This window comes from Anaerotignum sp., from assembly GCF_017483025.1.
GTDB lineage: Bacteria > Bacillota > Clostridia > Lachnospirales > Anaerotignaceae > Anaerotignum_A.
Window position 1 is genome coordinate 125,110 of the sequence record NZ_JAFUMA010000066.1, and the last position, 19,340, is coordinate 144,449.

Consider the following 19,340-nt stretch of genomic DNA (forward strand, 5'->3'; position numbering starts at 1 on the left):
TTACTCTTATTTCAGGTTTGCGTTGATTTCATCCGCATAACGCACACCTTCCATGGCGTCCTTGGCATATTTATCTGCACCGATCTTATCCGCATAATCCTGTGTCAGGACTGCGCCGCCAACGACTACCTTGCACCAGGGCGCTTCTGCACGCATCAGCTTAATGGTCTCTTCCATAGCGGGCACTGTCGTTGTCATCAGGGCACTCAGACCACACAGGGGCGCATGCTGTTTCTTTACCTCTTCCACGATGACCTCGGGCGCAACATCTCTGCCCAGGTCTGTCACATCGAAGCCGTAGTTTTCCAACAGCAGCTTTACGATATTTTTACCGATATCATGAATATCACCTTTTACTGTCGCCAGAACGAAGCTGCATTTCGCTGTGCTTTCACCCTTTTCGCTGGAAACAGCCGCCTTGATCTTTTCAAAGGCACTCTTCGCCGCTTCCGCCGCCATCAAAAGCTGAGGCAGATATACTGTCTTTGCTTCGTAGCCCTTGCCTACGATATCCAGGGCAGGGATGATCTCATTCTGCACGATCTCCAGAGGGGCTGTTTCCTCCAGCAACTTCGCTGTCAGTTCCCCCGCCTGGTCTTTCAGGCCTTTCACGACTGCTTTCTGCAAAGCGGATTTATATTCTTCAGAAGATGCATCGGGCTGGGCTGCTGTCGCAGCTGTTGCTGTCGCCGGAACAAAATTGGATGCAAAGTTGATGTAATCCCCGCAGTTTTCATCCAGACCATGAAGGGCACGATATGCGTAATATGTCTTCATCATATCCGCGGAATTGGGGTTCATGATGGCCGCAGAGAGACCATTTTCCAGACACATCGCAAAGAATGTGCTGTTCACGAAATCTCTGTTGGGCAGGCCAAAGGAAATATTAGAAACGCCCAGGGATGTATGGCAGCCCAGGCGATGCTTGATTTCATGAAGAGAATCTACGGTCGCTTTTGCTGCATTGGGGTCTGCGCTGATAGCCATAGCCAGTGTATCGAAAATGATATCTTTCTTTTCGATGCCATAGCTTTCTGCTGTTTTCAGGGTTTTTTCCGCAATGGCAACGCGTTCCGCCGCTGTTGCAGGAATGCCGCCTTCATCCAGCGTCAGAGCAACCACCAGACCGCCGTATTTCTTCACCAGTGGGAAGATGGCCTTCATATTTTCTTCCTTGCCGTTGACGGAGTTGATCATCGCCTTGCCGTTGTAGCGTCTCAATGCCTGTTCCATAGCAGCGATATCTGTAGTATCAATCTGCAGAGGCCGGTCGATGATAGCCTGCAGCTCGAAGGAAACTTTTTTCAGCATTTCCACTTCGTCGATTTCAGGCAGGCCTACGTTCACATCCAGGATATGCACGCCTTTTTCCTGCTGTGCCAGGCCTTCATTCAGGATATAGTCGATATCATTTTCCACCAGGGCCTGTTTGAAGCGTTTTTTGCCAGTGGGATTGATGCGTTCGCCGATCAGAATGGGAGATGCGCCAAATTCCACAGCATGGGTATAAGAGGACACGCATGTGATATTTTTCTTTTCAATAGGCAGCGGAGACATATCTTTTGTTTTGTCTGTCACTGCTTTGATGTATGCAGGTGTGGTACCGCAGCAGCCGCCAACGATACGTACGCCTTTTTTCAGCATTTCTGCTACATCATCGGAAAATTCATCGGGCAGAACATCGAATACTGTTTTCCCATCCACATCTCTGGGCAGACCTGCATTAGGTTTCAGCACCACAGGGACGGAAGCCTTTTCCAGATACTGTTCCACGATAGGTGCCAGCGCTTTGGGGCCAAGGGAGCAGTTTACGCCAATGGCATCGGCGCCCATGCCTTCCAGCATGGCAACCATAGCCGCAGGGGAAGCCCCTGTCATCAGCTTGCCGTCCTCGCCGTAGGCATTAGAAACGAATACGGGCAGGTCACAGTTTTCCTTTGCCGCCAGCAGTGCCGCTTTTGTTTCATAGCTGTCATTCATGGTTTCGATGAATACCATATCTGCGCCATGCTTCACGCCCAGGCGCACGGTTTCCGCAAAAACTGCCACCGCTTCTTCAAAATCGAAATCGCCATAGGGTTTCAGCAGTCTGCCAGTAGGGCCAATATCCAGGGCAACGAATTTTTCCTGTTTGCCCGTGCTGGCTGCCGCCGCCGCTTTTGCATTGGCGATGGCACATCTAATGATTTCTTCCAGCTCTTCGGCATCGAATTTCAGGCTGTTTGCGCCAAAGGTATTGGCGTTGATGATATTTGTGCCTGCATCAAAATAGCCCTTCTGCAGCTTGATGATGACTTCAGGGTGTTCATAATTCCAGCGTTCGGGATGTTCACCGGGCTGTAAGCCCTCTGCCTGCAGCAGCGTGCCCATGCCGCCGTCCATATATACGATATTGTTTTTCAAATAGTCTAAAACATTCATAGTTTTCATCCTCTGTAAGCGCAGTCAGTTTTCCCGCATGCGCCGCATTTATTTTTATCAATCTTATATTCTTCTTTGCCAATGCCGATGATAGCGGTTACAGATTTGGTCGGGCTCATCAGCAGGCTTTCGTTCAGGGTAAGGCCGATTTTTCTGGGGCAATCCAGCACACGGAAAATATCCTTCTGCAGTTCCAAGGGCAAATCACCATAACCGGGACTGAATCGAGGTTTCAGATATTTTCCCTCTGCCGCAAGGGCTTCTTTCATTTCCGCACAAAAAGCATCGCAAAGACTTTCGATCCGCTCTGCGCCAATAGCCTGAAAAAATAACCCCTTCGCCGGAGAAAGGCTGGTATATCTGCGGATCATTCTATCCAGTTCCAGCCCAATGGTGGCTGCAAACAGGATGATCTCCTCACAGCCCTCCAGATTTTTCGCCAATCCAACTGAGTCCACTTTGGCAAAGCCAAGATCCAGTTTTGTCCCATCCTTTTTTACAGGGAATCTTCCCCAGCAGACCTTATAGGTCAATTTTCTTTCCACTTCTGCCAGGCAGACTTCAAAAAGCTGTCTCTCTTCTACTGATGCCTCCTTGAAATTACAGCCTGCATAACGCAGACATTCCCGTTCATTGACAGCAGGTGCCTGATAGTTCTTTACGCTAATCATCAGCCCAGGATATCCTTCACGTTGCGCATGATGGCTTCTGCAACATCAGGCTTATTCATGGAATAAACATGAACGTTATTGATGCCGTTTGCATACAGATCGATGATCTGTTCTGTTGCATAGGCGATACCAGCCTGTTTCATTGCTGCATCATTATAACCGAATTTATCCACCAGTGTTCTGAATTTCTGAGGCATGAAGGAACCGGACATCTTGATGGAGCTTTCTACCTGTTTTGCCTGTGTAATAGGCATGATACCGGGAATAACAGGAACCATGATACCATTTTCACGCAGTTTATACAGGTAGCTGAAGAACATACCGTTATCAAATACCATCTGTGTTGTCAGGAAGTCGCAGCCTGCATCCACTTTTTCTTTCAGGTGTTTCATATCTTCTGCCATATTTGCAGCTTCGGGGTGTACTTCAGGGTAGCAGCCACCGCCGATGCAGAAATCGCCTTTTTCCTTCAGTTCATGGATCAGGTCGATGGCATATCTGTATGCCCAGCCGCTTCTGTCCTGACCTTCCATTTCAGGTGTCAGGTCGCCGCGCAGAGCCATGATGTTCTGGATGCCTGCCGCTTTCAGTTCTTCGATTCTCTGGGCTACGACCTCTTTTGTGGAGGAAACGCCTGTCAGATGGGCCAGAACGGGCACGCCGCAGTTGTCTTTGATATTTTTTGCGATATCCAGTGTGAACCGGCTTGTGCCGCCGCCTGCACCGTAAGTTACGCTCATGAAAGCAGGCTTCAGTGCTGCAATCTGAGCTGCTTTCGCTTTTACGCTTTCCAGATTTTCAGGCTTTTTGTTGGGGAATACTTCAAAGGATAAATTGATTGTGTCTTTTGCAAAAAGTTCTGTTAATTTCATAAATCTTTCCACTCTTTCTATGTATCTTTTTTTGATATTATTTCCAAATGCATATTTGATTTATTATACTCCTATTTCTCCACAAAACGCAAGAGGGATACGAAAATCCCAGCAAAACAATATAATTTATTCTGCCATTCGAATGTATTGATTTTTATACACCCCAGTGCTATACTAAATTATTATCCATACAAAAGAAAAAGAAAGGATGGGATGCTCATGCAGACGAATTCTTACCAACTTTACAATCAGAAATTAAACGGCCTGACGGTCTTCCGCAGCCTGTTGAACGATACCCTTTTGCAGCGGCTGCAGGCGCTGCTTTGCGCCTGTGAAAACGGAGAAATGGAATCTCTCGTCTCCGCTTATGGTGCTTTTACTTCCACGTTGTTTGAGCGGGATGTGGACTTTCCCCGCGCCCTGCTGGAACTGGTGCTGAATGATGAAAACCGTTTCCTGCTTTCTGCGGCCCGCGGCGAAGCCTGCCCTGTCCAAATTTCCCGCGCAGTTCAGAAAGAACTGGAATTTTTCACAGAACTGGCGTCCTTCTCCTCTAAGGATGCAAAAGCATCCCTGTCCGAAGAAATCGCTGCCTTCCTGCCCGATTGGGAAACAGAACCTCTGGATTTCTATGCTGCCTATGCCGAACGCATCACTGACGCTCCTAAAAAAGGCTATGGCGTTTTCACAAAATACCATGCATTTTCCTTTGGCGCTGATGGCCTGCAGCCTGTAAAACACCCCGATCCTCAGTCTCTTGCTCAGCTCTCCGGCTATGAAAGAGAAGTTGGCATCGTGATGCGCAATACAGAAGCCCTGCTGAACGGAGGCACTCCCAGCAATCTGCTGCTCTATGGTGATGCCGGTACAGGCAAAAGCTCCACCATCAAGGCCGTGGCAAATGAATTACAGGATCAGGGTCTGCGCCTGATCGAGGTAAAGAAAAGCCAACTCTTCCGCCTGCCCAATCTGTTGGAACAGCTTGCAGAAAACCCTCTGAAATTCATTATCTTCATCGATGATCTGAGCTTTACAGGCAATGACGAGCATTTTTCCGCCCTGAAAGCCACACTGGAAGGCAGTGTGACCGCCTGCGCGAAAAATACGGTCATCTACGCCACCAGCAACCGCCGCCATCTGGTGAAAGAGACCATGGGCGAACGCAGCGGAGACGATATCCACCTGAACGATACCCTGCAGGAATTGATGAGCCTGTCCGCCCGTTTTGGCATGACCATCACCTTCCAGAAACCCGACAAAGACGGCTATCTTTCCATCGTGAAGCATCTGGCAAAGGATTATGGTCTGGAAATGCCAGAAGAAGAACTTTGCACCAAAGCAGAAGCCTTTGCCATCCGCCAGAACGGCAGAAGCCCCAGAACAGCAAAGCATTTCGTGGAAACACAGATGGCAAAACTCTGATGCAAATAAAAAAAGACCCTTTCGGGTCTTTTTTTATTTTTATTTCATAACTGCACCTGTGTTTGCAGAGGAAACCAGTTTCGCATATCTTGCCAGCCAGCCTGTTGTGATCTTGGGCGCAGGGGCAACGTAAGCCGCTCTTCTTGCCGCAAATTCTTCATCGGTGACTTTCGCATTTACTTTATTGTTAGGGATATCGATTTCGATGATGTCGCCTTCCTTCAGCAGACCGAATGTACCGCCTGCTGCTGCTTCAGGGCTGACATGACCGATGGAGGCGCCACGGCTGGCACCGCTGAAACGACCATCTGTGATGAGGGCAACGCATTTATCCAGCTTCATGCCTGCCAGTGCGCTGGTAGGATTCAGCATTTCACGCATGCCGGGGCCGCCTTTGGGGCCTTCGTATCTGATGACTACGACATCGCCGGGGTTGATGCCGCCTGCATAGATGGTTTCGATAGCTTCTTCTTCGCTGTCGAATACGCGGGCAGGGCCTTCGTGACGCAGCATTTCAGGGTCAACGGCACTTCTCTTCACAACGCAGCCATCTTCCGCGATATTGCCCCACAGAACAGCGATACCGCCTGTTTCGCTATAGGGATCATCGATGGGACGGATCAGGTTATAATCTTTCACATGAGCATCTTTGATATTTTCGCCCAGAGTTTTCCCTGTTGCTGTCATAACGTCCAGATCCAGCAGACCTTTTTTCGCCAGTTCCGCCTGTACTGCTGCAATGCCGCCGGCTCTGTTCAAATCGGAAATATGAGTGGAACCTGCAGGAGCCAGATGGCACAGGTTAGGTACTTTATTGGAAATCTGATTGAAGATATCCAGATCCAGATCTACGCCCGCTTCGTTTGCGATGGCCAACAGATGCAGTACGCTATTGGAAGAGCAGCCCAGAGCCATGTCGCAGGCTACAGCGTTGTAAATGCTTCTTGTGTTAATAATATCTCTTGCCTTGATATCCTTTTCCACCAGTTCCATAATGGCCATGCCTGCATGTTTTGCCAACAGCATACGACCATTGGAAACATTGGGGATGGTACCATTACCAGGCAGAGCGATACCGATGGCTTCACACAGACAGTTCATACTGTTTGCTGTATACATACCAGCACAGGAACCGCAGCCAGGGCAGGTATTTGTTTCATATTCCTGCAGCTTTGCATCATCGATCAGGTTGGCTTTTCTTGCGCCTACTGCTTCGAACATCTTGGACAGGCTGACTTCTTCATTGTCCACCAGACCGGGCATCATAGCACCACCGGAACAAACCACAGCGGGAATATTCATACGTACTGCCGCCATGACCATACCGGGTACGATCTTATCGCAGTTGGGCACCAGAACCAGACCATCCAGTGCATGGGCCATTGTCATGGTCTCCACGCTGTCTGCGATCAATTCGCGGCTTGCCAGGCTGTATTTCATGCCCACATGACCCATAGCGATACCATCACAAACACCGATAGCAGGAATCATGATAGGTGTACCGCCTGCCATGCGTACGCCGGCTTTGACTGCTTCTGTCACCTTATCCAGATTGAAATGACCGGGAACGATCTCGCTATGGGCAGAGACTACGCCGATCAAAGGTCTGTCCAGTTCTTCTTTTGTATAGCCCATAGCATGAAACAGGCTTCTTGCGGGAGCTTTTTCCACGCCCTGGGTCACCTGCGCGCTTCTCAGTTCCTTCATTCGATTTCCTCCTTTGTATCTTATAAAAAAATAGCGGGTCTATGAAGACCCGCCCTATGTATGTTACTTATTTTTTCAGCCAGCTCATCATTTCTCTCAGTTCTTTGCCTGTGTGGCACAGCTGATGATCTGCAGCTTTTCTGCGGGATGCCAGGAATTTTGCTTTGCCGCCTGCGTTCATTTCCTGAACAAATGTGCTTGCAAATGTACCATCCTGGATTTCAGCCAGAACCTGTTTCATGCCTTCTCTGGATTCTTTTGTGATAACACGTTTACCTGTTACATAGTCACCATATTCAGCTGTGTTGGAGATGGAGTATCTCATCTTGTCGAAACCACCTTCGTAGATCAGGTCTACGATCAGTTTCATTTCATGGATACATTCAAAGTAAGCCATTTCGGGTTCATAGCCAGCTTCTACCAGCGTTTCGAAACCAGCTGTCATCAGTTCGCAAACACCACCGCACAGAACTGCCTGTTCACCAAACAGGTCTGTTTCTGTTTCTTCCTTGAATGTTGTTTCCAGAATACCCGCTCTGCCTGCGCCGATAGCTGCTGCATAAGCCAGTGCAAATTCTTTTGCTTTACCGGATTTATCCTGGTCTACAGCGATCAGACAGGGAACGCCGCTGCCCTTTGTGTACAGGCTTCTTACGATGTGGCCGGGGCCTTTGGGAGCTACCATGGAAACATCCAGGTAATCTGCAGGCTGGATCTGGCTGTAGTGGATGTTGAAACCATGAGCGAACATCAGAGTGTCGCCTTCTTTCATGTGTTTCGCGATCTGGTTTTTATAGATTGCAGGAGCCAGTTCATCGGGAACCAGCATCATTACTACATTACCTGCTTCTGCTGCATCTTCAATGTCCATAACTTTCAGGCCTGCTGCTTCAGCCTTGGGAATGTGTGCGGAGCCGGGTCTCAGACCTACAACTACGTCAACACCGCTTTCTTTCAGGTTCATGGCATGGGCATGGCCCTGGCTGCCGAAACCGATGATGGCTACTGTTTTGCCATCCAGCATACCTAAGTTACAATCCTGGTCATAATACTTGTTAATCATTTAAATCTCTCCTTTTTTTGTTTTTATCTTTTGTGGATGTGTATCTTCAACCCCATAGGGATCAAATTCCTGTCAAGTGTTTTTCTTCGCTGGAATCGCGAGACATACCGGTTACGCCGGTTCTGGAAACCTCGATGATATCATAATCCTCCAGCATGCTCATGAAGCCGTCGATCTTTTTGGGTGAACCTGTCAGCTCGATGATCATGCTTTCCTTATTCAGGCCGACCACCTTGCCGCGGTAGATCTCTGTCATTTCATGCAATGCAGATCTTTCTCTCTGGCTTGCTTTGATCTTCACCAACAGCAGCTCTCTGTAAAGGCTGTTGGTATCCTGCAGAACATATGCCTCTCTCACATGCTCCAGCTTTTCCATCTGGGCAATGATCTGATACAGAACATTTTCATCATCCCCATTGACCACCAGTGTGATCTTTGTGATGCCTGCAATATTCGTTTCAGAAGCAGTGATAGTGCTGATGTTGAAGCTTCTGCGGCCAACCAGACTGGAAATACGTGCAAGCACATTGGGCTGGTTTTCTACCATCAGGCAGATCACCGTTTTGTTTACAGTTCTTTTCTCCGTAATCGTTTTCATGTCCCTGCACCTCCTTATTCCAGAATCATATCATCCACAGTGCCGCCGTTGGGGATCATAGGCAATACCTTGATCTCTCTGTCGATATCACAGCAGATCCAAACGGGACCTGTTTCCTGCATCGCCTGTTTGAACGCTTCCTTGAAGCCTTCTTCTGTATCCACATGGAAACCTTTGCCGCCAAAGCCTTCGATGACTTTCACGAAATCAGTTTTTCTTTCGGGTGTCGTTGCTGCATAGCGTCTGCCGTAGAAGGCTGTCTGCCACTGATAAACCATCCCCAGCACCTGATTATTGAAGATGATGGTGATGATGGGCATTTCCTGGCTGACTGCCGTACAGGCTTCATTCAGGTTCATATGGAAGGATGCATCGCCTGTGAAGTGGACGATACGTTTTTCAGGAAAAGCTGCCTGGGCGCCGATGGCTGCGCCATAGCCATAGCCCATGGTGCCAAGGCCGCCGCTGGTCAGGAAATGTCTTGTTTCCTGATGCTTTACATACTGGGCTGCCCACATCTGATGCTGGCCTACGTCTGTGACGTAGATAGTTTCTTTATCCACCATGTCGCATACATCGCGGATCAGTCTGCCGGGATGGAGACCTTCGCCATGGTATGCCACCTTTTCCTGCTGTTCCTGCCAGCCTGCGATGCGGCTGCGCCATTCGGGATGTTTCTTCTTTTCGATCAGAGGAAGCAGTCTTTCCAGGAAATCCTTCACATCCCCTACGATATACTGATCTACCGGTACATTTTTATTGATCTCACAAGGGTCGATGTCCACCTGGATCTTCACTGCACCGGGAGAGAATTTTTCAATATTCAAGGCAACACGGTCACTGAATCTGGTACCCAGAGCCAGCACCAGGTCTGCATGGAACAGTGCCTCATTGGCTGTCACACTGCCGTGCATGCCGATCATACCTAAACATCTTTCATCATTATAAGGAACCATACCCGCTGCCATCATGGTATAAGCTGCAGGGATATCTGCTGTTTCCATCAGGTCGTGCAGTTCTTTTTCCGCCTGTCTGGAGGCTGTGCCGCCGCCGCAGTAGATCACAGGACAGTTTGCCTGATTGATGGCTTCCGCCACCTGCTGCAGCTCTTTGTCACTTGCCTTGGGCATTTCCTTCAGGGGAAGGGGTTCCTGGGGCACATATTCTGTCAGTGCCGCTGTCACATCTTTTGTTACGTCTACAAGCACAGGCCCCTTTCGACCGCTCTGGGCAATGCGGAACGCCTGTCTCATGGCATCCGCCAGATCCTCAATGCGGTTCACAAAGAAGTTGTGCTTCGTAATTGGCATGGTAATGCCGGTAATATATATTTCCTGAAAGGCATCTCTGCCGATCAGATTATTTGTCACATTGCTCGTAATGGCTACCATGGGAATGCTGTCCATATAGGCCGTTGCAATCCCTGTCACCAGGTTTGTTGCGCCGGGGCCGCTGGTTGCGAAAACAACGCCCGTTTTCCCTGTGGCTCTGGCATAGCCGTCTGCCGCGTGGGATGCGCCCTGCTCGTGAGCAGTTAAGATGTGCTTGATTCGATCCTGATATTCATACAGCGCATCATATACATTCAGTGCTGCGCCGCCGGGATAGCCGAAAACGGTATCCACGCCGTGCTCCATTAGGATTTCAAGGATCAGTTGGGCACCTGTCTTTTTCATCTTGGGTCCCTCCCTCTTTTGTTGCCTACTTTATATCTTTCGTAAAATATAAGGATATATCAACCATTATACCCTTTCAATGCCACCTGTCAATTCAGAAAAAATGGTTCTAAAATCCTGTTATTATGTACAAAAATAGATACAAAGCCATGTCTAATGTATACATAAAAGTAATTTTAACCAAATGAACGCATATAAATAAGGCAGTTGTTATCCGTTATTTTTGAACTTTCTATCATTCGGAATACATCTGTCTTTTCTCTCTCCAAAAATTCCACAAAAAACCAACCTTCATTTTCCATTCTTTTTACAAAAATCCCTGCAAAGCCTTTGCTTTACAGGGGTTCCCGGTTTTCTATCTTGTCAAACAACAATATGAATTTTTCTGTGTGTTCTTCCCATTTCTTCGCCTAAACACCGCTCTATCTCCCCATTTTTTCTCCTCAGACATGTAAGACTAGCTGAAAAAGCCGCCCTTCCGGCTCTTTCCTGCAAAAGACACATTGTCTGCGAAGGTCTCTCCTTTTCGCATATCCGCATTGCTCTTATCTTCTTTTTCCGCAATACTGGCTGCAAAGCTTGTCCGTACAATTGGAACACTTCAAGGCTTCGTTGGACATTTCCCAGAATCTCTCCGGATAGGCCATAATGCTGTATTCCCATAAGATAAATACCGCCGTTGCCATCACCACAAGGATTCTGGCAAAAAAACCATCCACAAAGAGCAATGGGCTGAACATCATCAAATGATCCCAGTTGAAGATGCGACATTCTGTGCAGCAGCGGGTCTTCATAAAAATACGGAACGGGCACCAGATCAGCACACAGATCAGATCGCATACATAAAAGAAAATGCATACGATCAGCAGGCTGATATCGCCGATGAACTCCAGATGCCTGAAAAGTCCCAGGGCCCCAATGCCCAGACCATAGATAAGAAACACCTGATAGGCCGATCTTGTTCTTTCCCTGATGTAGTTTCGCAGGCCATCTGCATCAAAGCCGCCCTTTGCAGGGAGATATCTCTGACGGAACAGCTTCTGAGATCCCAGAGGCACATGCTTTTTCACATAGACCATCTGCAGCAGCATATCCCCCATCCACACCAGCCACAGGATATGCAGCAGGGAAAAACGGCAGAAAAAACCTCCCGCCTCCAGGGGTGCAAATACTGCAGGATCCTGAAAAGCAAACAGAATACTCAGGCAAAGGACGATGCAGCGCCCAATGAATCTTGCGATATAATTCTTCCGCATGGGAGAAATTTTCTTTTTTACCGCGACCAAATTTGTCGCTGTTCTCTCGTTCATATCCAAAACGCCCTTTCGTCAAATTCAGACAAAAATCTTTCCAAATCAAATTGTATCACAAAATCCGCTTTCCGAAACTCCTTTTTTCTTATGTAAAAAAAGACGATATGAAAACCATACCGTCTTTCTTTTCCTTTCATTTTATCTTTCCACGATGCGGCCATCTACAGAAATGGTCACTACCTGCCAGGGGATGAATTTCCCGCTGTTCTGCAGAGCTGTAACCGCCGCTCTTTCAATGCCGCCGCAGCAAGGCACTTCCATACGCACCACTGTCACGCTCTTGATGTCATTCTGACGGATGATCTCCGCCAACTTTTCGGAATAATCCACCATATCCAGCTTAGGGCAGCCAACTACTGTGATTTTTCCCCGGATGAATTCCTGATGGAAATTGGCATAGGCATAAGCTGTACAATCTGCCGCGATCAGCAGGTTCGCACCGTCAAAATAAGGAGCCTTCACAGGCACCAGCTTGATCTGCACGGGCCATTGTCTCAGCTGAGACTGCATAGGGGCACTCTGTACAGGGGCTGCAGGTTCCTCTCTCTGGATAGCTTTCGCCATAGAACCAGCACAGCCGCAAGCCTGGGCTTTCTTTGCCTGATTTGCCTTTACCGCTTCTTCATCATAAGCTGCCGCTTCTCTTTCTACGAATTTGATGGCATCCACAGGGCAGACAGGCAAACAGTCGCCTAAGCCATCACAGTAATCATCTCTCAATAATTTCGCCTTGCCGTCTACCATACCGATGGCACCTTCATGGCAAGCCTGGGCACACAGACCACAGCCGATACATTTTTCTTCGTTGATCTCAATAATTCTTCTAATCATATTCCATTCCTCCTCAGGTCTACTCTCTCGCTTTGTTGAATTAAGTATATAACGCTTTGCATCTTTTGTATGTTGTTAAAACAACAAAAAGAAAAACGACATGAAAATTTTTTCATTCTCATGCCGTTCTGATTTTTCTTTATTCCCACAAAGCTTTCATTTTCTTTGCGATGCGTTCTTTTCTCTCTTCTGTTTCTGCCGTATCCTTCCGCCAGATACCATCTTCCCCAAGGGAAACTGCATCGCCTTCCGCGATGCCTTCCGCCAGGGCAGCTTTCACAACCTCCAGTGCCGCATCCCCTTCCAGCAAGATGGCATAGTCCCCTTCAAATCTATCTACGATATGAGCCATCGTCTTCCCTCCTTATGGATTACAGGAACCGCAGGGTTCATAGCCCAGGGCGATCGCCTCTTCTCGGCTCTCCAGTGTCACTCTGTTCTTTTCAACAGGCAAAGAAGCGCAATCCTCCTTATGGAATTTTTTCGAATTTTTATTGCCGATAAAAATTTCTGCAGGTTCCGCCTCGGTGGTTACAGAAGCATTGACAGTCTCTGTTTTTTCGCCGCCCGCATTGGTGCTGACTGCGTTGAATGTGATATTTTTACCGTCAGTGCTACAGATGATCGTGCCCTGCAGGTCTGTACGATAAATTTCCACGCCCATGCTTTCCAGTCTGTCCAGCGTTTCCTCTTCGGGATGGCCATAGCTGTTTCCGGTGCCTACGCTGATGACTGCAAAATCAGGGGAAACTGCCTGCAAAAATTCCTGAGAACTGGAAGTGCTGCTGCCATGATGACCCACCTTCAGCACATCCGCCTGTACATCATGCCCAGCATTCAGGATATCTTCCTCCGCCAGTGCTTCTGCATCCCCTGTGAAAAGGAATTTCGTCTCACCCGCCGTCACCTTCAGCACGATGGAATTATTGTTGAAATCGCTGTATTCCTGCTGAGGACCAAGCACCTCTACCTCCAGGCCATTGAAGTAAAAGGTATCGCCGGGATTGGGCGCCTTGATCTTCAGCCCTTTGTTGGAAATCGCATCCAGCACATCTTCAAAGGTCTTGCTGGTATGCATGATCTTGGGCATGTATACTGCATCTACATCAAAATTGTTGATAACAGCATCCAGAGAGCCGATATGATCCTCATGGGGATGGGTCCCCACCACGACATCCAGCTTCTTTACGCCCTGCTCTTCCAGATAAGATACAATGGTGTCTGCATCTCCATTGTCCCCCCCATCAATGACCATGTAATGTCCATCAGACTCCAGCAGCGCACAATCTGCCTGTCCCACATCGATATAATGCACGGTCAGAATTGCAGCTCCGTCCAGATTTGCCACAGCCTTCTGCTGTGTGTCATTTTCCGCAGCGTCAACAGATACTCCCCCGCCGCAGCCCGTTACGGCAAAAACCAGGCTTAACAACAACGCTAATTTTTTCATTGCTTTCATTTTCATCTCTCCTTTCTGTTTCATTATACCCCAGTCAGATCAATTCTTCAATCGATACAAAAACAGTGCGACAAAGGCGTCACACTGTTTTTGTATCATTTATTTCACATCGAGTGCCGAAATATACCTGTTTCCCCCTAAAAACCCTTATTTTTAAAAAATATGCAGCGCATATGTTGCTTTTGCAACATATATAATCACACCACCAGCGCTTCTCCTCTTACGATCGTCCCTTCCTTATCATTCATACTGGAACGAACCACCAATGGAATATTGCATTTCTTCGCCAATTCCACACATCGGCTATGAAGCACCTCAGCGCCGTTCAATGCCATACGAAGCATATCATCATAGGATATCTCATCCAGCTTTTTGGCTGTGGGTACTTTTCGGGGATCAGCAGTATACACCCCGTCCACATCTGTATAGATCTCGCAGGCATCTGCCTGCAATGCCGCCGCCAGCGCCACCGCTGTCGTATCCGAACCACCCCTGCCAAGGGTCGTATAATCATTATTTTCATCAATTCCCTGAAACCCCGTCACGATCACAATATTTTTCTGCGCCAGTTCCGCACGGATACGTTCTGTTTCAATATTTGTGATTTTGGCGTTTCCATGAACGCTTGTGGTATGCATTTTCACCTGAAACGCATTCAAAGAAACCGCAGGAAGCCCCAGCTTGTGGAAGGCCATGGCCATCAGCGCCACAGACATCTGCTCCCCGATGGTAAAAAGCATATCCATTTCTCTTTCCGAAGGGTTTTCGTTGATATCCCTTGCCATATCCACCAATTCATCCGTATATTTCCCCATGGCAGATAAAACTACTACCACATCATTTCCTTTTTTATATTCTTCTGCACATCTTTTTGCCACATGAAAAATACGTTCTTTATTTGCCACCGATGTTCCGCCAAATTTTTTCACGATCAACATGGTTCCACACTCCTTCATCTCCGAACCGGACTTTTTTATTCTCTGATACCATTTTACTCCGCATCTCTTGCAAACTAAACAGGAAATATGCTATCATTATTGCAAATAGTGCTATTTTAGAGGAGGAAATTATGGAAACAGGATACGAAAAACGAGGATACTTATTAGATGATTTCCGCTTATTCCATCTGAAAGATAAAAAAGGAACGAATATAGATTACCACTACCATGAATTCTGCAAGCTTCTTTTGCTGCGCTGCGGCAACGGCAGCTATACTGTGGAGGGGCAGCGATATAATCTGCAGGCAGGCAATGCCGTACTGATCGGCAGCAACTGTGTCCATCGTCCCGAATTTGAAAAGGGCTTCCTTTATGAACGCATCATCATCTATATCTCTCCCCAATTTCTACGGCAGCAATCTACGCCGGACTGCCAGCTGGAAGATATTTTCAACGGGGAGAACGGATATGTTTTGCATCTGGGGGAACAGGAACAAGAGGCCATATGGATGTTATCTGATGCCCTGGAACAGGAACTGGCGGAAGAAAATTTCGGCAGAGTCATTCTAAGCAACAGCCTGCTGCTGCGCCTTTTGATAGAGATCGCCCGCAATCTCAGAAATCCGAAAGCTTCTTTTGCAAGGCCCCTTACCCCCAGCGACAGCCGCATTTTGCATATCCTTCGTTATATAGATACCCATTTGACAGAGGATCTCAAAATCGAAACCCTTTCAGAACAGTTTTATATCAGCAAATTTCACATGATGCGCCTGTTCAGGCAGGAAACAGGCCAATCCATCCATGGATATCTGCAGGAACGCCGCCTGTTCCACGCCAGAGATCTGATCAGGCAAGGGGTATCCGCCACCGAAAGCTGTTTCCGATCCGGCTTTCGCAGCTATTCCTCCTTTACCCGGGCCTATTCCAAGCGCTTTGGCACCACGCCCACCGGGCGAAAGGGCAACTCTGCGCCGGCAGATGAAACATATGAATAATGGGATCTATATCCCATCAGGTTTTACTATTGTTTCGTTTGCGAAGCCAATCTGCATCTGTCAAATCTGCATGAAAGCAATCATACTTTCGTCTCTCTGGTAAGGTCTTTGATCACTTCGCTGGCTATGATCAACCCTGCCACAGACGGCACAAAAGCATTTGAACCGGGTATATCCCTACGGTCTGTACATTTATGCTGCGCACCGGGCGGACAGATACAATGGGTCCTACAGCTGATCGCCATATCCTCAATGGGGCGAATCGGCTTTTCTTTGGAATAAACCACCTTAAGATGTTCAATATTCCGCTTTCTCAGTTCTTTCCGCATAACTTTTGCCAACGGGCAGATGGATGTCTCGTAAATATCAGCAACCTGCAATTCCGCAGGGTTCATTTTGTTTCCCGCACCCATGCTGCTGATGATGGGAATACCAGACTCTTTTGCCTCCAGAACCAGCTGGATTTTTGCAGTCACTGTATCCACTGCGTCCACCACATAGGAATACCGGCTAAAATCAAATGCATCTCTGGTTTCCGGAAGGAAAAAACACTTATGCACATTTACGATGGCATTTGGATTGATCTCCAAAATCCGTTCTTTCATAACATCCACTTTATATTTTCCGACGGTCTTTCTGGTGGCGATGATCTGCCGATTCAGATTCGTTAAACACACTTTATCATCATCGATCAGATCGATGGCCCCCACACCGCTTCTGACCAAAGCCTCTACTGCGTATCCGCCAACGCCGCCCACACCAAAAACAGCTACTCTTGAATGTTCCAATACCTCCATGGCTTTTTTGCCCAGCAATAATTCCGTTCTTGAAAATTGATTCAACATTTCATCCAATCCTTCTCTGCCAAAGTTTCATTTCTACAATATCTTTTCATATCCAACTATATATCTACTGCAATGCATCTCCCCGCTCTTCAACCAATCGGTATCCGATGCTTGCTACTCTCCTGCTCAAGCAGCCTCTGCATTCGGCAGCTTCTTCTCCGGTGCAAATTTTATTATCATAAAGCGCATACAGCTTCTGATTTTTTACCGGAGACAAATTAGGCATGACCACATTTGCACCAACTGCAAGCCCTTTTTCCCTTCCTCTCGGATCCAGAGTGCCCAGTGCCGTTGTGGCAGGAAGCAGCACTTTCGGAAGCATAATGCGAATGACAGACAGCAAAAACAGCGTCATTTCGACACTTCCCGCCCTTTCTTTTGCATAAATCGTATCATGATGGGGAATAAAAGGGCCAATTCCGACCATTTGTGGCTGCAGCTCCTGCAAAAACACCAGATCCTCTGCAATTTGAAATAACCTTTGCCCCGGTGCGCCGACCATAAAGCCGGCGCCAACCTGATATCCCAATTTTTTCAGGTCATACAAACACTGCTTTCGCTTCTCCAAATGCATCTCTTCCGGGTGCAGGGAACGATACAAAGCTGCATCTGCCGTTTCCTGACGAAGCAAATAGCGATCGGCTCCAGCCTTTCGAAACAGCTGATAACTTTCATGCGATTTTTCTCCGATCGACAGTGTGAGGGCACAATCGGGAAAGTCTTTTTTGATCTTCTGAATGATTTTTACCATTCTTTCATCTGTGTAATAAGGGTCTTCTCCGCCCTGCAAAACAAACGTACGGTATCCCAGTATTGAAGCAATTCTACGTACTCCTCCTGTGAGAGATGATGTAATTTCAAAAATTTATCAATCACTGTCTTCATTGTTTTTTTCTCCAGCACCACGCAAAGATTCATAATCATCAAGGAAATGATACGTTTGTCCGTCTTTCTGGTATCCAACGATCTTCCGCAGATTAATATTCTCAACACTTCTGAAGATATTGGATTCGATCACATCACTGGTTTCGCGGAATTTGGCGATCAGCTCTTTCATTTCATCTCTTTTGGAGCCTCTGCCCCCACCGCATGTCGCACAGTTTTCCGTAAATCGGCATGCACACTGGATGAAATGCAGCTTGTTATAGTCCCGCCATGCCATAATGTCTGCTTCCTTGACCAGATACAAAGGTCGGATCAGTTCCATCCCTGCAAAATTGGTACTATGCAATTTGGGCATCATCGTTTCCACTTTTCCGCTATAGAGCATCCCCATAAGGATGGTTTCGATGACGTCATCAAAATGGTGGCCCAATGCAATTTTATTGCATCCCAGTTCCTTTGCGCGGGAATACAGATACCCTCTCCTCATGCGGGCACACAAATAACAGGGATTCTTTTCAATATCTGCAACGATATTAAAAATATCACTTTCAAACACGGTCAAAGGAATACCAAGAAGCTTTGCATTATCCTGAATGATTTTCCAGTTATCGGGATTATAACCAGGATTCATTACCAAAAAGATCAGTTCAAAAGAAATCTTCCCGTGCCTCTGCAATTCCTGCAGCAATTTTGCCATCAGCATGGAATCCTTGCCGCCGGAAATGCAAACAGCGACTTTATCCCCTTCCTGAATCAGCTGATATTCCTGTATCGCCTTTGTAAACTTTCTCCATATGGGTTTTCGAAATTTGGTGATCAGGCTTCTTTCAATCCCTTTTCGATTTTCTTCCAGGCTCCATTCCTGTTCCATCATTCGGCTCAACTGCAGCTGCAAAAATGCCCGATAACCACCGGTAATACTTGCTGCATCATAGCCTGCCTGCTCCAGCTGTTTCGCAATCTCCTGGCTTCTTTCCCCCGTATGGCACAAAACATATACCAGCTTTGTTTTATCCAATTCCGGCAAGCCTTCTTCAAATTTTTCGATTGGAATATTTACTGCATGAGGCATTGTATTTCTTTTGAAATCCTCTTGTTTCCGAATATCAATGATTGTGATTTCCGCAGGATCCAGTCTTTCCATTTCTGTAACTGTTATAAATTTCATATGATTATTCCTTCCTTACTATCTATTCTCCGTCTCATTGCAATAAACTCTTTCAAAGCCGTATATCACACATCTGAACATAAAAAACGGTGTATCCTTTATCGGTTACACCGCTTTTTATTCAAATTCAGCAGTCCTTTATAATTACGCTGTTTCTTATTTTACTGCATCAAAGCCGCCCTGCAGGTCTGCGATGATATCATCGATATGTTCTGTACCGATGGACAGGCGGATGGTGTTGGGCTTGATGCCCTGATCCAGCAGCTCTTCTTCTGTCAGTTGGGAATGTGTTGTTGTTGCAGGATGGATAACCAGGCTCTTTACGTCAGCAACGTTTGCCAGCAGGGAGAACAGTTTCAGATTATCGATAAATTTGTGCGCTTCTTCCTGACCACCCTTGATTTCGAATGTAAAGATGCTTGCACCTCCGTTGGGGAAGTATTTTTCATACAGGGCATGATCGGGATGTTCAGGCA

16 protein-coding genes and 2 pseudogenes are annotated in these 19,340 nt (G+C 47.3%); 2 read left to right on the plus strand and 16 right to left on the minus strand.

Annotation, left to right across the window (positions count from 1 at the left end; all coding sequences use genetic code 11):
• Nucleotides 1–6: 6 nt before the first annotated feature.
• The 3 genes from IJ369_RS06085 to IJ369_RS06095 are packed head-to-tail and all read right to left on the minus strand — an operon-like array spanning nucleotide 7 to nucleotide 3,964.
• Nucleotides 7–2,421 carry a homocysteine S-methyltransferase family protein gene (locus IJ369_RS06085; protein ID WP_290717231.1) on the minus strand — a complete coding sequence of 805 codons (2,415 nt, stop codon included), beginning with the start codon at nucleotides 2,419–2,421 and terminating at the stop codon, nucleotides 7–9.
• 5 nt (nucleotides 2,422–2,426) lie between these two features.
• Complete coding sequence (locus IJ369_RS06090; RefSeq protein ID WP_290717232.1) at nucleotides 2,427–3,092, minus strand: vitamin B12 dependent-methionine synthase activation domain-containing protein; 666 nt, start codon at nucleotides 3,090–3,092, stop codon at nucleotides 2,427–2,429.
• Nucleotides 3,092–3,964, minus strand: coding sequence for a methylenetetrahydrofolate reductase (locus IJ369_RS06095; protein ID WP_290717233.1), 873 nt, complete (start codon nucleotides 3,962–3,964; stop codon nucleotides 3,092–3,094). Before IJ369_RS06095 ends, IJ369_RS06090 begins: the two co-directional genes overlap by 1 nt.
• Before the next feature lie 219 nt (nucleotides 3,965–4,183).
• Here IJ369_RS06095 and IJ369_RS06100 point away from each other — a divergent pair, with 219 nt between their 5' ends.
• Nucleotides 4,184–5,386, plus strand: coding sequence for an ATP-binding protein (locus IJ369_RS06100; protein ID WP_330612945.1), 1,203 nt, complete (start codon nucleotides 4,184–4,186; stop codon nucleotides 5,384–5,386).
• 39 nt (nucleotides 5,387–5,425) lie between these two features.
• On the opposite strand, the gene ilvD is transcribed toward IJ369_RS06100, so the two are convergent.
• From ilvD to IJ369_RS06145, 9 genes and pseudogenes are all read right to left on the minus strand, one after another.
• Nucleotides 5,426–7,084: a dihydroxy-acid dehydratase gene (gene ilvD / locus IJ369_RS06105; protein WP_290717272.1), complete on the minus strand. Its 1,659-nt coding sequence runs from the start codon at nucleotides 7,082–7,084 to the stop codon at nucleotides 5,426–5,428.
• A gap of 76 nt (nucleotides 7,085–7,160) precedes the next feature.
• The gene (gene ilvC, locus IJ369_RS06110; RefSeq protein ID WP_290717235.1) at nucleotides 7,161–8,156 is read right to left on the minus strand and encodes a ketol-acid reductoisomerase; all 996 of its coding nucleotides are present in this window, start codon (nucleotides 8,154–8,156) and stop codon (nucleotides 7,161–7,163) included.
• Nucleotides 8,157–8,217: 61 nt separating this feature from the next.
• Nucleotides 8,218–8,754 carry an acetolactate synthase small subunit gene (gene ilvN / locus IJ369_RS06115; protein WP_290717245.1) on the minus strand — a complete coding sequence of 179 codons (537 nt, stop codon included), beginning with the start codon at nucleotides 8,752–8,754 and terminating at the stop codon, nucleotides 8,218–8,220.
• A 14-nt stretch (nucleotides 8,755–8,768) separates the two neighbouring features.
• A complete protein-coding gene (gene ilvB / locus IJ369_RS06120) occupies nucleotides 8,769–10,430 on the minus strand; it encodes a biosynthetic-type acetolactate synthase large subunit (protein ID WP_290717246.1) in 1,662 nt (553 codons plus the stop codon).
• A 545-nt stretch (nucleotides 10,431–10,975) separates the two neighbouring features.
• Nucleotides 10,976–11,740, minus strand: coding sequence for a hypothetical protein (locus IJ369_RS06125; protein ID WP_290717248.1), 765 nt, complete (start codon nucleotides 11,738–11,740; stop codon nucleotides 10,976–10,978).
• 141 nt (nucleotides 11,741–11,881) lie between these two features.
• Nucleotides 11,882–12,574 carry an ATP-binding protein gene (locus IJ369_RS06130; protein WP_290717250.1) on the minus strand — a complete coding sequence of 231 codons (693 nt, stop codon included), beginning with the start codon at nucleotides 12,572–12,574 and terminating at the stop codon, nucleotides 11,882–11,884.
• A 139-nt stretch (nucleotides 12,575–12,713) separates the two neighbouring features.
• Complete coding sequence (locus IJ369_RS06135; protein ID WP_290717252.1) at nucleotides 12,714–12,926, minus strand: DUF3006 domain-containing protein; 213 nt, start codon at nucleotides 12,924–12,926, stop codon at nucleotides 12,714–12,716.
• Nucleotides 12,927–12,938: 12 nt separating this feature from the next.
• Nucleotides 12,939–14,033, minus strand: a complete 1,095-nt coding sequence (locus tag IJ369_RS06140; protein ID WP_290717254.1) for a ComEC/Rec2 family competence protein — start codon at nucleotides 14,031–14,033, stop codon at nucleotides 12,939–12,941.
• Nucleotides 14,034–14,251: 218 nt separating this feature from the next.
• Nucleotides 14,252–14,971 (minus strand): annotated as a pseudogene (locus IJ369_RS06145) (aspartate kinase); the annotation flags it as partial.
• A gap of 131 nt (nucleotides 14,972–15,102) precedes the next feature.
• On the opposite strand from IJ369_RS06145, the gene IJ369_RS06150 reads away from it, so the two are divergent.
• Nucleotides 15,103–15,966, plus strand: a complete 864-nt coding sequence (locus IJ369_RS06150; RefSeq protein WP_290717256.1) for an AraC family transcriptional regulator — start codon at nucleotides 15,103–15,105, stop codon at nucleotides 15,964–15,966.
• An 80-nt stretch (nucleotides 15,967–16,046) separates the two neighbouring features.
• Here IJ369_RS06150 and IJ369_RS06155 read toward each other — a convergent pair whose 3' ends face one another.
• The 4 genes and pseudogenes from IJ369_RS06155 to IJ369_RS06170 form a co-directional block, all read right to left on the minus strand.
• Nucleotides 16,047–16,811: a tRNA threonylcarbamoyladenosine dehydratase gene (locus IJ369_RS06155; RefSeq protein WP_290717258.1), complete on the minus strand. Its 765-nt coding sequence runs from the start codon at nucleotides 16,809–16,811 to the stop codon at nucleotides 16,047–16,049.
• A gap of 64 nt (nucleotides 16,812–16,875) precedes the next feature.
• Nucleotides 16,876–17,622, minus strand: a pseudogene (hydE, locus tag IJ369_RS06160) ([FeFe] hydrogenase H-cluster radical SAM maturase HydE); the annotation flags it as partial.
• Between the two features lie 57 nt (nucleotides 17,623–17,679).
• Nucleotides 17,680–18,864 carry an ATP-binding protein gene (locus IJ369_RS06165; protein ID WP_290717260.1) on the minus strand — a complete coding sequence of 395 codons (1,185 nt, stop codon included), beginning with the start codon at nucleotides 18,862–18,864 and terminating at the stop codon, nucleotides 17,680–17,682.
• 156 nt (nucleotides 18,865–19,020) lie between these two features.
• On the minus strand, nucleotides 19,021–19,340 hold a 320-nt coding region (locus IJ369_RS06170), incomplete at its 5' end, for a PLP-dependent transferase (protein ID WP_290717262.1).